Origin of the sequence: Sphingomonas caseinilytica, from assembly GCF_023516455.1 — a bacterium.
Lineage (GTDB): Bacteria > Pseudomonadota > Alphaproteobacteria > Sphingomonadales > Sphingomonadaceae > Sphingomicrobium > Sphingomicrobium caseinilyticum.
Genome location: NZ_JAMGBA010000002.1, coordinates 78,024 through 90,393, shown reverse-complemented (window position 1 = coordinate 90,393; position 12,370 = coordinate 78,024). Strand labels below are relative to the sequence as shown.

Genomic DNA, 12,370 nt, shown 5'->3' with positions numbered 1-12,370 from the left:
GGGGGCAGTCCGAGCACTTAACTCAATCTCGACTCCCTTTATTCTGCTAGCTAGGGGCCAGCGGGACGTTCATCCATTCAGGACATTGATCAGAAATGACCACCCAAACGCGCACCGAAACCGACAGCTTTGGACCGATCGAGGTTCCGGGCGACAGCTATTGGGGAGCGCAGACGGAGCGATCGATCGCCAACTTCCCGTTCGGCGAGCGTGAGCGGATGCCGGCGGAAATCGTCCATGCACTCGGCTATGTGAAGCAGGCAGCGGCCCGGGTGAATGCCCGTATAGGCGGGTTGGACGCTCAGATCGCCGAAGCGATCCAGCAGGCTGCAGGCGAAGTCGCGCGCGGTGATCTCGATAGCCAGTTTCCGCTGGTGATCTGGCAGACCGGGTCCGGCACCCAGTCAAACATGAATGCCAATGAAGTGATCGCGGGCCGGGCCAATGAGGCTCTGACGGGCAATCGCGGCGGCAAGTCTCCGGTCCATCCGAACGATCATGTGAACAAGGGCCAGTCATCGAACGACAGCTTCCCGACGGCGATGCACATCGCGGCCGGGATCGCGGTCTATCGCACGCTGCTGCCCGCGCTCCAGACTATCCATGCGCGCCTGGCGGACCAGGCCAAGCGGTGGGATCCGATCGTCAAGATCGGCCGTACGCACTTGCAGGACGCAACGCCGCTGACGCTTGGCCAGGAATTCTCCGGCTATGCGGCGATGATCGAGGACAATATCGCGCGCGTTGAGGGCGTCCTCCCGCGGGTGATGCGGCTTGCCCAGGGCGGAACTGCGGTGGGCACGGGCTTGAACGCGCCGAAGGGATTTGCGGAGGATTTTGCCAAGGAAGTCGCCAACCTCACCCAGCTGCCCTTCACTTCGGCGCCCAACAAGTTTGCGGAGCTGGCAGCGCACGACACGCTGGTGGAGCTGTCCGGAGTCCTCAACACGATTGCGGTCAGCCTTTCCAAGATCGCCAACGACATCCGCCTGCTCGGGTCAGGCCCGCGCTGCGGCCTGGGCGAGTTGAAGCTTCCGGAAAATGAGCCGGGAAGCTCAATCATGCCTGGCAAGGTCAACCCGACGCAGTGCGAAATGCTGACCATGGTCGCGGCCCAGGTGATGGGGAACCATGTCGCCGTGACCATCGGCGGCCTGCAAGGCCATATGGAATTGAACGTGTTCAAGCCGCTCATTGGCGCGAACGTCATTCGTTCGATCAACTTACTCTCTGTCGGGATGGAGAGCTTCACCGAGCGGACGCTCGACGGATTGGAGCCGGACGCGGATCGCATCGCCGACCTCATGAACCGGTCGCTGATGCTGGTGACGGCTCTTGCGCCGGAAATCGGCTACGACAATGCCGCGACCATCGCCAAGCATGCCCACAAGAAGGGGCAGACGTTGAAGCAGGCCGGCATTGAACTGGGCCTGGTCGACGAGGAAACCTTCGATCGGGTGGTAAAGCCGGAGATGATGCTCGGCCGCTAATATGCTGCTACGGTAGCCGTGAATACGGCGGGAGTTGTTCATGCGGCGGCTTGCAGTCTCATTGGTGGCCACATCATTTTTGCTCGTCTCGGCCTGCGGTGGCGGCGCCAGAGGCGGTGCTACTGTGCAATCCGCTTCGGTTGCCTCGACGGCGATCGCGCCGATGGCGCTTAGCGCTGCGGCCTATGTGGCCACGGCGTCCTCGATCGACCTCTACGAGGTGAAATCGGCTCAGATGGCGATGGAGCGCGCGCAGGATCCGGCGAATCGTGCTTTTGCCGAGCGGGCACTGCGCGCCCACCAGGGAACGAGTGCCCAACTGTCCTTTGCCGGGCGGCGCCTGAACCTTTTGCCGACCGCTACGCTTGATCCGAACCATCAGGCGATGCTCGATGCCCTGAGCGCGACCGCCGACTTCGACAATACCTATCGTGCCCAGCAGAACATTGTCGTGCAGGAGGCGCTGCGACTTCATTCGAGCTATGCAAAAACGGGTGACAGCCCGACATTGCGGCCAGTGGCAGCCAACGCGGAAAGCGTCATGCGAGCTAACCTCCAGGCATTGAGGAATTCGCGATGAGGGCGGCAATAACGGCGGCTGCCGCACTGCTCCTTTCCGGCTGCACTACGACTGTCGATAAACCCGCCTATCTCATCGGCACCTGGGGTGGTCCTAGTGCGGGAATCGCCTTTCATGTCACGGCCGATGTGCTGTTCGACTGCGCTTCAGGATCGATCGACGTCCCGGTCTATCCTGCGAAGGATGGCTCATTCCTGGTCAAAGGCACTTACCGCGAGGGTTCTCCCGGACCGGTGCGCGTGGGCCAGATCTTCCGCAGCCAGACCGCCATCTACTCGGGCACGGCCCTTGAGGGTGTTATGACTCTGAATGTCGAATTGGAGGACGGCACGGCCCTTGGCCCCTACAATTTGATGCTGGGCGCGCCGGCACAACTCAATCGCTGCGTCTAGATTAGCCCGACTGCCAGTTCAGGATCGCGTCGCTGGGCGCAAGCAGCATGATGACGTTGAGCGCCAGATTGTCTCGGATGGCGATCAGCGGGATGAGCTCCAGCGCCAGGACTATTGCAATGCTGGTCCAGACCGGGACCTTCCGGGCGGCCAGGAAACCCACTGACATCATGACGATGTCGCTCGCCGAATTGAGGATGGAATCGCCCGAATAGCCGAGCGCGATCGTGGCCTCCCGATAACGGTCGATGACCATCGGCGTGTTCTCCGCGATCTCCCAGGCTGCTTCGATCAACAAGGCAGTGATGAAACGCCGTTCGATTGGGGATTTCCGCCAGAGCAGGGTGAGCGCGGCATAGAACAAGAAACCGTGAACGATGTGACTGGGGCTGTACCAGTCAGCCAGCATCTGGCTCTGCTTGGGGCCAACCTCGCCCCACAATTCAACTGTTCCACACGTGCATAGCGGGGGGCGGCCCATCGCCACCATGATCAATATGACGATACACAGGGTCGCGAGGAGCGTGATGAGCGGCTTCGGCCGCGCGAAAGCCGTCATGGGTGTATGACTATCACGGACACCAAACTTGCCAAGCAGCCCTTTGTCTTGGCCGGACATTCTTGCTAGGGGCCGCGCCAACTGCCGCGCGCGCACCCGCGTGAGGCTTCAACGCGACGTTACCCACGAGGAAATACGAATGATCCCGACCGGCCAGGACAGCTTGAACACCCGCTCGACGCTGGAGGTTGGAGGCAAGAAATACGCTTATTATTCGCTTGAGAAGGCCAGCGCCGCGATTGGCGACGTTTCTCGCTTGCCTTTTTCAATGAAAGTGCTTCTCGAGAATCTCCTTCGCTTCGAGGACGGCGTCACCGTCACCCGCGACGATCTCCAGTGCATGGCCGACTGGCAGAAGGAGCGCCGGATCAATCGCGAGATCCAGTACCGCCCGGCCCGCGTGCTGATGCAGGACTTCACCGGCGTCCCGGCGGTGGTCGACCTGGCCGCCATGCGCGATGCGATGAAGGGCCTCGGGGGCGATGCCCAGAAGATCAATCCGCTGGTCCCGGTCCACCTCGTCATCGACCACTCCGTCATGGTCGACGAATTCGGTAATCCCCGCGCATTCGAAAAGAATGTCGAGCTGGAATATCAGCGGAACGCCGAGCGCTATGAGTTCCTAAAGTGGGGCTCGAGCGCATTCGACAATTTCAAGGTGGTCCCGCCGGGCACCGGCATCTGTCACCAGGTCAACCTCGAGAATATCGCCCAGACCATCTGGAGCAGCGTCGACCAGACCGGCGATGAAGTTGCCTACCCCGACACGCTGGTCGGAACCGACAGCCACACTACCATGGTCAACGGCCTTGGTGTGCTTGGCTGGGGCGTCGGCGGGATCGAAGCCGAGGCGGCCATGCTCGGCCAGCCTGTTTCCATGCTTATCCCGGAAGTGGTCGGCTTCCGCCTGTCCGGTGAGCTCAAGGAAGGCATCACTGCGACCGACCTGGTGCTTACCGTCACCCAGATGCTCCGCGCCAAGGGCGTGGTCGGCCGCTTCGTCGAATTCTTCGGACCGGGTCTCGATGCGCTGTCGCTCGCCGATCGCGCGACCATCGCCAACATGGCGCCGGAATATGGCGCGACCTGCGGCTTCTTCCCGATCGACGAGCGCACGATCGACTATCTGAAGCTGACGGGTCGCGAGGATGCGCGGATCGAGTTGGTCCGGGCTTACGCCAAGGCGCAGGGCATGTGGCGCGATGCCGCGACACCAGACCCGGTCTTCACCGACACGCTGGACCTCGACATGTCGACCGTGGAGCCGTCGCTCGCCGGTCCCAAGCGCCCGCAGGATCGCGTGCGCCTCAGCGAGGTCGACGAACTGTTCAATGCCGAGCTCGAAGGCACCTACAAAAAGTCGAACGACAACCGGGTCGACGTTGAGGGCGAAGCTTACAAGATCGGTAATGGCGATGTGATGATCGCCGCCATCACCAGCTGCACCAACACCTCCAATCCATCGGTGCTGGTCGCGGCCGGCCTGGTCGCACGCAAGGCCAGGGCGCGGGGGCTTAGCCCCAAGCCATGGGTCAAGACCAGCCTGGCACCTGGCAGCCAGGTCGTGACCGACTATCTCAACGCCTCGGGTCTCACCGAGGACCTCGACGCTATCGGGTTCAACCTGGTCGGCTATGGCTGCACTACCTGCATCGGGAACAGCGGCCCGCTCGCCGCGCCGATCAGCAAGGCAATCAACGATAATGATCTGGTTGCGGCTTCGGTCCTTTCGGGCAACCGCAATTTCGAAGGCCGCGTCTCTCCGGACTGCCGCGCCAACTATCTGGCGTCGCCGCCGCTGGTGGTCGCTTACTCGCTATTCGGCACGGTGACGCAAGACATCACCAAGTCGCCGATCGGTCAGGACCAGAATGGCGCGGACGTCTTCCTGGCCGACATCTGGCCGTCGAACGACGAGGTCCGGCAGCTGATCGACTTGCATGTCAATTCGGACATGTTCCGCTCGCGCTATGCCGACGTCTTCCACGGCGACGATCGCTGGCGCGCGATCGAGGTGACCGGCGGCGACACCTATAATTGGCCGGGCGCTTCCACCTACATCCAGAACCCGCCTTACTTCGCCGGCATGACCATGACGCCGAAGCCGCTGACCGATATCGACAGCGCGCGGGCATTGGCGCTGTTCGGCGATTCCATCACCACCGACCACATCTCACCGGCCGGCTCGATCAAGCTCGACAGCCCGGCGGGCAAATATCTCGTCGATAACGGCGTCCCGCGGGCGGAGTTCAACAGCTACGGCGCCCGCCGTGGCAACCATGAAGTGATGATGCGCGGTACCTTCGCCAACATCCGCATCCGCAACCGCATGCTGGACGGGGTCGAAGGCGGCATGACCCGCTACGCGCCGACCGGCGAGACCATGCCGATCTACGACGCTGCCATGAAGTATCAGTCGGACGGTACGCCGCTGGTCGTCATCGCCGGCAAGGAATATGGCACCGGCTCGTCGCGCGACTGGGCAGCCAAGGGCACGATCCTGCTTGGCGTACGCGCCGTGCTGGCGGAGAGCTTCGAGCGGATCCACCGCTCCAACCTGGTCGGCATGGGCGTCCTCCCGCTGCAGTTCGCGGACGGCGAAAGCGCCGCGACCTACCAGCTGGACGGGAGCGAGACTTTCTCGATCGACGGCGTCGCCGCGATCGAGCCGCGCCAGGATGTGACGGTGAAGGTGAAGCGCGAGGGCGGCGAGACCTTCGACATCATCGCCCGCTGCCGCATCGATACCTATAACGAGCTGGAATATTATCGTTCGGGCGGCATCCTCCACTATGTGCTGAGGAACCTGGCGAGCTGAGCACCGTCGACCTCCTTGTCGAGGTCGTCGGCTGGTCCGGCGCGGTCTTGATCCTGCTCGCCTATCTTCTGCTGTCGATGGGTAAGCTGACCGGGCAGTCCGTCCTCTATCAGTGGATGAATGTCGTCGGCGCCGCTGGATTCACGGTCAACGGCTGGTGGCACGGCGCATTGCCATCGGCATCGCTCAACGTCATCTGGATGCTGATTGGGGGAGTGGCGCTATGGCGGATCGCTCAGCGAAAAGGCTCGTCGACCTCAGCCATGTGATCGAAGAGGGCATGACCACTTACAAGGGTCTGCCGGGTCCGCACATCTGCGATTATTGGACGCGCGAGGCATCGGCGGCCAATTACGATGATGGGTCCACATTCCAGATCGGCCGGATCGACATGGTCGCGAACACCGGTACCTATGTCGACAGTCCGTTCCACCGCTATGCTGAGGGCAAGGATCTGTCCGAGCTGCCGCTGGAATCGCTGGCGAACCTCGACGGGATCGTGGTCCGGCGGCCGTTTGAGGGCGGGTTGGCGATCGATGCCGACGCATTTGCCGGGCTCGATGTCCGGGGGAAGGCGGTGCTCGTCGCGACCGGATGGGACCGGCATTGGCGAACCGATACATACTTCACGGATCACCCCTATTTGACTGAGGGTGCCGCGCGGTGGCTGGCGAATGAGGGCGCTGCCTTCGTCGGAATCGACAGCCACAATATCGACGACACGCGCGTCCGCGCGCGACCCGTGCATACGATACTGCTCGGCGCAGATATACCGATTGGCGAGCACCTTACCGGCCTCGGCGAGCTACCAGGCAGCGGCTTCCGCTTCTCGGCCGTCCCGCCCAAGATCAAGGGGATGGGTACCTTTCCGGTCCGGGCCTTTGCGATAATTAGCTGAGCACCGGCGCCAGCCAGGGCGGTATCAACGCGTCGGCGGGGATGTCGTCGATCCGGGCATGAACGACGGCTAGGCCAAGGTCGGGATAGGCGATCCGGACCCGTTCTCCGCCGTCACCTTCGACGACGACCAGCCGCCGGTTGATCTTCTGCCGCCAATTCATTCGCGCCGTATTCTCCTGGCCGACGAAGCAACCCTTGCCAAAGCTGACTCCGTTCAGCTCGTCGGCGTTGCACTCGAGCCAGAGCAAGTCGCCCAGCTCCGCCCGGCCTTCGCACACGCCTAGGCGCAGCCGATGCTCGAGCCAGCCCGATGCGGCTTCGTCCTCCGGACCAAGCCATCGATTGCCAAGTGCGGCGAGGCGCGGATCGGCAATGCCTTGCTCGCCGCTGACGGACCAGTGAACCGCAAGGCTTTCGTCGCGGATGATCGTGATCGGCCGGCGCAGCCGATAGATCGACAGGCGCTTGATAAGGTCGTCCACGGCCTCGACCTCGCAGTCCAGCAGCAGGTCGTCGCCGTCTGCCCAGACGATGAAATCGAAGAGGCATTTTCCTTGCGCGGACAGCAATCCGGCCCACACAGGCAGGTCTCCGGCAACGTCCTGCGTTACCAGCCCCTGCAGGAAACCACGGACATCCTCTCCGGAAAGTCGGATGACGGAACGATCGGCAAGGGTGGTAGCCGTAGGGCTGTTCTGGGGCATGCCGCTTAGCTAAGGAGCCGGCGTGACTTTGCAATCCATCACCATCCGCCGCCCCGACGATTGGCATGTGCATCTGCGCGATGGCGAGATGCTGGAGCGCGTAGCGCCGCATACGGCGCGGCAGTTCGCGAGAGCTATCGTCATGCCGAACCTGGTGCCGCCGGTGACGAGCGTCGAAGCCGCATCTGCCTATCGCGATCGTATATTGAGCGCGGCGTCTGGCTACGACTTCACGCCGCTGATGACCTGCTATCTGACGGATAGCATCGATCCCGATGAGTTGGCGCGCGGGCACGCTGAAGGGGTTTGGGTTGCGGCGAAGCTCTACCCGGCGGGAGCGACGACCAACAGCGCCTCGGGCGTGACGGACATACGCAACATCTATCCCGCGCTGGAGCGGATGCAGGAAATCGGGATGGTCTTCTGCATCCATGGTGAGGTGACCGACACGGACATCGATGTGTTCGATCGGGAGGCAGTGTTCATCGACCGCATCCTCACGCCGCTGACCCGTGAATTCCCGGCCCTGAAGATGGTGCTGGAGCATATCACGACCAGGCAGGCCGCCGAGTTTGTCGCTTCTGCCCCGGATAATATCGCGGCGACCATCACGCCGCAGCACTTGCACCTCAATCGAAACGCGTTGTTTCAGGGCGGCCTCCGCCCTCATGCTTACTGCTTGCCCGTCGTGAAGCGGGAGGAACATCGGCTTGCCGTGCGCAAGGCCGCGGTCAGCGGCTCACCCAAATTCTTCCTCGGTACCGATACGGCCCCGCATGCGCGCGAGGCCAAGGAGTCCGATTGCGGCTGCGCCGGCATCTTCAACGCGCCTTACGCGCTTGAAAGCTATGTCCAGGTATTTGACGAAGAAGGTGCTCTCGACAATTTCGAGGGCTTCGCCTCGGAGCATGGCCCGCGCTTCTACGGCTTGCCGCTAAACGACGGGGCGGTGACCTTGGAGCGAGCCGAGGTGCAAGTGCCCGAAACGGTCGACGGGCTGGTGCCCTTCCACTCCAGCCAACAGCTCAACTGGAAATTCGTCGACTAGGACCGGCCAATCCCCTTCGGCCCGACGATATCACCGAAAAAACGTTCGACCCGATCGTAGCATTCGCAGGAACGGCGCTCGAGCCCGGCCCGATCGTGAACCTCGATGATGCCCCGGCGGGTCGTGATCAGCCCTTCGTCCTGCAGCTCGCGCGCGACCGCATTGACCGTCGTTCGCTGGACGCCAAGCAGCCCGGCCAGCGATTCCTGGGTCAATTCAAGGCGGCTTCCGCCCCGGTCATGGGCAGTCAGAAGCCAACGAGCCGCCCGTGCCTCGATCGGATGGAAGCTGTTGCACGCGACGGTCTGCATGATCTGGGCAAGGAGATAGTCAGCATAGCGGCAGAACAGGTTTCGAAGATGTGGCGACCGGCTTTTGGCCTCCTCAATTACGTCCATCGGTAGTCTTGCCGCCGGTCCGGCAACCATGACCTCTGCACGCGTGAAGGCCGGGATGTGGCCGCAGCTGATGATCCCGCCGACCGCGCCTTCGGAGCCGATCGATGTGACCTCGACCGAGCGGCGATCGTCCAGCTCTACGGTGAGGGAAACCATCGTCGTTCCAAATGGGAAGACCGAGTGGGCGACGTCTACGCCGCGGCGCAGGACGGTGGCGCCCGTGTCGAGCTCCACCACTTGCATTTTGGCTTCGATCAATTGGCGCAGTTCGTCGGGAAAGGTTGAGAGGAGGCGGTTGCCCCCATAGGCGTCGGCAACGGACGGTGGGGCATAACGGGTTTGGGACATATCGAAGCACGATCTAAATGCGAGGGTCAGCCTCCCAATGATTGGCAGCCCAAATCGTTGCCTCCGCAACGAATTTGCTGCGACTGCTCAAGGGCGGTTGAACGACGCCAAAGGGTTCGCTACAGCCCGCGAGCCGCATGGGCCCGGAGACGTGGGTGAGTGGCTGAAACCAACGCTTTGCTAAAGCGTCATACGGGCAACCGTATCGAGGGTTCGAATCCCTCCGTCTCCGCCAATTTGCACTAGGCCTTAAGCTCCGCAGCCTTCATTTCCGCCTCGCGCTCGAACAGGCGCGCCATTTGGGCCATTCCGCCAAGGTAGGGCGGGGGTACCCACTGATCGCGGTAGTTGGCCATGGCTGCCGCGCGGAGCGTCCACATCGGGTCGACCAGATGCGGACGGGCAAGCGCGACAAGATCGGCGCGGCCTGCAATCAGGATCGCGTTGGCCTGGTCCGGATCGGTGATGTTGCCGACCGCCATGGTCGCAAGCTTTGCCTCGTTGCGGATCTTGTCGGAAAAAGGCGTTTGAAACAGCCTGCCGTATACCGGCTTGGCATCCGCCCAGGTCTGTCCCGCTGAAACATCGATGAGGTCGGCGCCCGCCTGTGAGAATGCCTCGGCGATCAGCACCGCCTCGTCCGGGGTGACCCCCGCGTCGCCGGCCCAGTCGTTCGCCGAAATGCGAACCGACATAGGCCGTTCGGGTGGCCATGCCTCGCGCATTGCCGTGAAGACTTCGAGCGGGAAGCGGAGCCTATTCTCAAGGCTTCCGCCATATTCATCTGTTCGCTTGTTCTGCAGCGGGGTGATGAAGCTCGACAGGAGATAGCCGTGGGCAGCGTGCATCTCGACCATGTCGAAATTGGCGTCGACGGCCATTCGCACGGCCGAGACGAATTGATCTCTGATCTCGTCCATGTCCGCGCGGTTCATGGACCGTGGGGACTGGTTGGGTGCCGACCAGGGAACGTCCGACGCAGCGATCAGCGGCCAGTTCCCCTCGGCCAGGGGAGCGTCCATTTCCTCCCAGCCAAGCTGGGTGGAGCCCTTGCCGCCGGAGTGGCCGAGCTGAAGGCAGATCTTGGCCTTGCTGTTGCTGTGAACGAAGTCGGTGACCCGCCGCCAGGCAGTCACATGTTCCTGCTTCCACATGCCCGCGCAACCGGGTGTGATCCGCGCAGTCGGTGAAGGGCAGGTCATCTCCGTGAAGACCAGGCCGGCCCCGCCTTGGGCCCGGGCTCCAAGATGGACGAGATGGAAGTCGCCCGCCACGCCGTCCACCGCCGAATACATAGCCATCGGCGACACCACGATGCGATTCTGCAGCTCCATTTCGCGCAGCTTGAAGGGTGCGAACATCGGCCAGGCGGCCTTTTCATTCCCGGTAGCATTCTTCCAGAAAGTGCGTTCGGTCCGCTCGAGCCAATCGGGATCGCGAAGACGGAGATTCTCGTGGCTGATCCGCTGCGATCGCGTCAGCAACGAATAGGCAAATTGCCAAGGTTCGAAATCGAGGTAGCGCTCCACCGTCTCAAACCATTCCGTAGAGTTGCGCGCGCTATTCTGTAGCTTCAGAACCTCGAGGTTTCGCTCCGCCTGATATTCGGCCAGCGCCTCGATCCTGTCGGCGCCGGGCCTGTTCAGCACTTCCGCCAGCTTGATCGCGTCTTCCAGTGCCAGCTTGGTTCCGGAGCCGATGGAGAAGTGAGCGGTATGGGCTGCATCGCCGAGCAGGATCAGCCGGTCGTAATGCCAGCGCTCGCAAATGATCCGTCGGAATTTAAGCCATGCCGCCGAGCCCCGAAGGTGCGCGGCATTGGTCAGCAGCGGTGCGCCATCGAGATATTTGGCGAATAGCCGCTCGCAAGTTTCAATGGTCTGCGCCTGGTCCATCTTGTCGAACCCCAGGCCTGCCCAGGTCTTGTCCGAGCATTCGACGATGAAGGTCGAGCAATCATCGGCAAACCGATAGGCGTGCGCCCAGATCCAGCCCGCCTCGGTCTTTTCGAATGCGAAGGTGAATGCATCGAACGTCTTGGGAGTGCCAAGCCAAATGAAGCGGTTGGCTCTTTCCTGAATATCTATGCCAAAATGCTCGGCGTAGGCATCGCGGAATCGGCTGTTGATCCCGTCGGCAGCGATGACCAGGTCCCAGCCATCCCAGGCGGCGAGGTCGGGCTGGCATTCCTGCTCATAATGAATCTCGACACCCAGTTCGCGCGCCCGGGACGCAAGGATTTCCAGAAGGCGTTTGCGACCGATGCCGATGAACCCATGGCCCGAAGAACGTATGCATTCGCCGTGAATGTGGACGTCGATATCGTCCCAATGGGCGAATTCGTCACTGATGACCTGGCCCGACACCGGGTCGTTCGACATCAGATTTTCGACCGTCTGGTCCGAGAAGACGACGCCCCATCCAAAGGTCACGCCCTCAGGATTGCGCTCGAAGACGTGCACGTCATGACGCGCGTCCCGAAGCTTCATCGAGATTGCGAAATATAGTCCTGCCGGCCCGCCGCCGACGCATGCGATTCTCAAGGCGTCACTCCCGCTTCTGTCGGTCATCTAGCCCCGTAGCGTCCCAGTTACACCCCGGCGAATAAGCCCGAGTCGTCATACCGCCTGGTCGGTTTCTTTCGAGTCGGGCGTGCCGGAATCGCGATTTTTCCCAAAGCGGGACGATCGGCCCACAATTTTTTCCACAAACCCATGGCCTCGCGGAATCCCGGTTGAATCGCGATCGTTCCAATCCAAGCGGGCTGTTAACCTTTCACTAACCAAAATTAGAAATTTAACACGAATTAACTTTCTAGCTATTCGGCGAATCTATTCGCGGCGCTGCTCTAGGTTATTTCATACAAATCCAACCGATGACCAACATAATAACATTCATCATTGCAAGTTTAGTTGCGTAATTACTTGCAAGAAGTTCAAATGTTAACCAACAATTACATTAATGAAATGGGAAATGCGTCCTGGATTGATCTACAGGATAAGGCGCCCAGCTTGAAAATTGTCGTTTTGAGGTGTTTCTTTTGTATTGCGAGCGCGGGGGCGGTCTCGACTAAACGCGGTTGCATTAACCGAAAGAGGTTAACAGCGCGCCCCTGCCATGAGTGATTAACGCG

At 61.5% G+C, this 12,370-nt stretch carries 11 protein-coding genes and 1 tRNA gene; 8 read left to right on the top strand and 4 right to left on the bottom strand.

Going from position 1 to position 12,370, the window contains the following annotated elements; all coding sequences use genetic code 11:
* Positions 1–95 precede the first annotated feature (95 nt).
* The 3 genes from fumC to LZ496_RS07100 all read left to right on the top strand — a co-directional run bounded on the left by fumC (position 96) and on the right by LZ496_RS07100 (position 2,462).
* Positions 96–1,490, top strand: coding sequence for a class II fumarate hydratase (gene fumC, locus LZ496_RS07110; RefSeq protein ID WP_249903953.1), 1,395 nt, complete (start codon positions 96–98; stop codon positions 1,488–1,490).
* 124 nt (positions 1,491–1,614) lie between these two features.
* A complete protein-coding gene (locus LZ496_RS07105; RefSeq protein WP_249903952.1) occupies positions 1,615–2,070 on the top strand; it encodes a DUF4142 domain-containing protein in 456 nt (151 codons plus the stop codon).
* Positions 2,067–2,462, top strand: a complete 396-nt coding sequence (locus LZ496_RS07100; protein WP_249903951.1) for a hypothetical protein — start codon at positions 2,067–2,069, stop codon at positions 2,460–2,462. The genes LZ496_RS07105 and LZ496_RS07100 overlap by 4 nt, the downstream gene beginning before the upstream one ends.
* Before the next feature lies 1 nt (position 2,463).
* Here the strand turns inward: LZ496_RS07100 and LZ496_RS07095 are convergent, their stop codons facing one another.
* The gene (locus LZ496_RS07095) at positions 2,464–3,021 is read right to left on the bottom strand and encodes a DUF2585 family protein (RefSeq protein ID WP_249903950.1); all 558 of its coding nucleotides are present in this window, start codon (positions 3,019–3,021) and stop codon (positions 2,464–2,466) included.
* Between the two features lie 139 nt (positions 3,022–3,160).
* On the opposite strand from LZ496_RS07095, the gene acnA reads away from it, so the two are divergent.
* From acnA to LZ496_RS07080, 3 genes are read left to right on the top strand one after another with little or no spacing between them, the layout of a single operon-like run.
* On the top strand, positions 3,161–5,839 hold the full coding sequence (gene acnA / locus LZ496_RS07090) for an aconitate hydratase AcnA (RefSeq protein ID WP_249904914.1): 2,679 nt from the start codon (positions 3,161–3,163) through the stop codon (positions 5,837–5,839).
* Between the two features lie 47 nt (positions 5,840–5,886).
* On the top strand, positions 5,887–6,108 hold the full coding sequence (locus LZ496_RS07085; RefSeq protein ID WP_366516702.1) for a CBU_0592 family membrane protein: 222 nt from the start codon (positions 5,887–5,889) through the stop codon (positions 6,106–6,108).
* Positions 6,063–6,737, top strand: coding sequence for a cyclase family protein (locus tag LZ496_RS07080; RefSeq protein ID WP_249903949.1), 675 nt, complete (start codon positions 6,063–6,065; stop codon positions 6,735–6,737). Before LZ496_RS07085 ends, LZ496_RS07080 begins: the two co-directional genes overlap by 46 nt.
* Here the strand turns inward: LZ496_RS07080 and ygfZ are convergent.
* Positions 6,730–7,443: a CAF17-like 4Fe-4S cluster assembly/insertion protein YgfZ gene (gene ygfZ, locus LZ496_RS07075; RefSeq protein ID WP_249903948.1), complete on the bottom strand. Its 714-nt coding sequence runs from the start codon at positions 7,441–7,443 to the stop codon at positions 6,730–6,732. The two genes, LZ496_RS07080 and ygfZ, sit on opposite strands and share 8 nt — an antisense overlap.
* Positions 7,444–7,465: 22 nt before the next feature.
* On the opposite strand from ygfZ, the gene pyrC reads away from it, so the two are divergent.
* On the top strand, positions 7,466–8,491 hold the full coding sequence (gene pyrC / locus LZ496_RS07070) for a dihydroorotase (protein WP_249903947.1): 1,026 nt from the start codon (positions 7,466–7,468) through the stop codon (positions 8,489–8,491).
* On the opposite strand, the gene LZ496_RS07065 is transcribed toward pyrC, so the two are convergent.
* On the bottom strand, positions 8,488–9,237 hold the full coding sequence (locus tag LZ496_RS07065) for a Crp/Fnr family transcriptional regulator (protein WP_249903946.1): 750 nt from the start codon (positions 9,235–9,237) through the stop codon (positions 8,488–8,490). The genes pyrC and LZ496_RS07065 overlap by 4 nt on opposite strands.
* A 145-nt stretch (positions 9,238–9,382) precedes the next feature.
* Between LZ496_RS07065 and LZ496_RS07060 the strand changes: the two genes are divergently transcribed.
* A tRNA-Ser gene (locus tag LZ496_RS07060) sits at positions 9,383–9,472 on the top strand.
* A 7-nt stretch (positions 9,473–9,479) separates the two neighbouring features.
* Here LZ496_RS07060 and LZ496_RS07055 read toward each other — a convergent pair.
* Entirely contained in the window at positions 9,480–11,780 is a 2,301-nt protein-coding gene (locus LZ496_RS07055; RefSeq protein WP_249903945.1) for a bifunctional salicylyl-CoA 5-hydroxylase/oxidoreductase, read from the bottom strand.
* Positions 11,781–12,370: the final 590 nt, after the last annotated feature.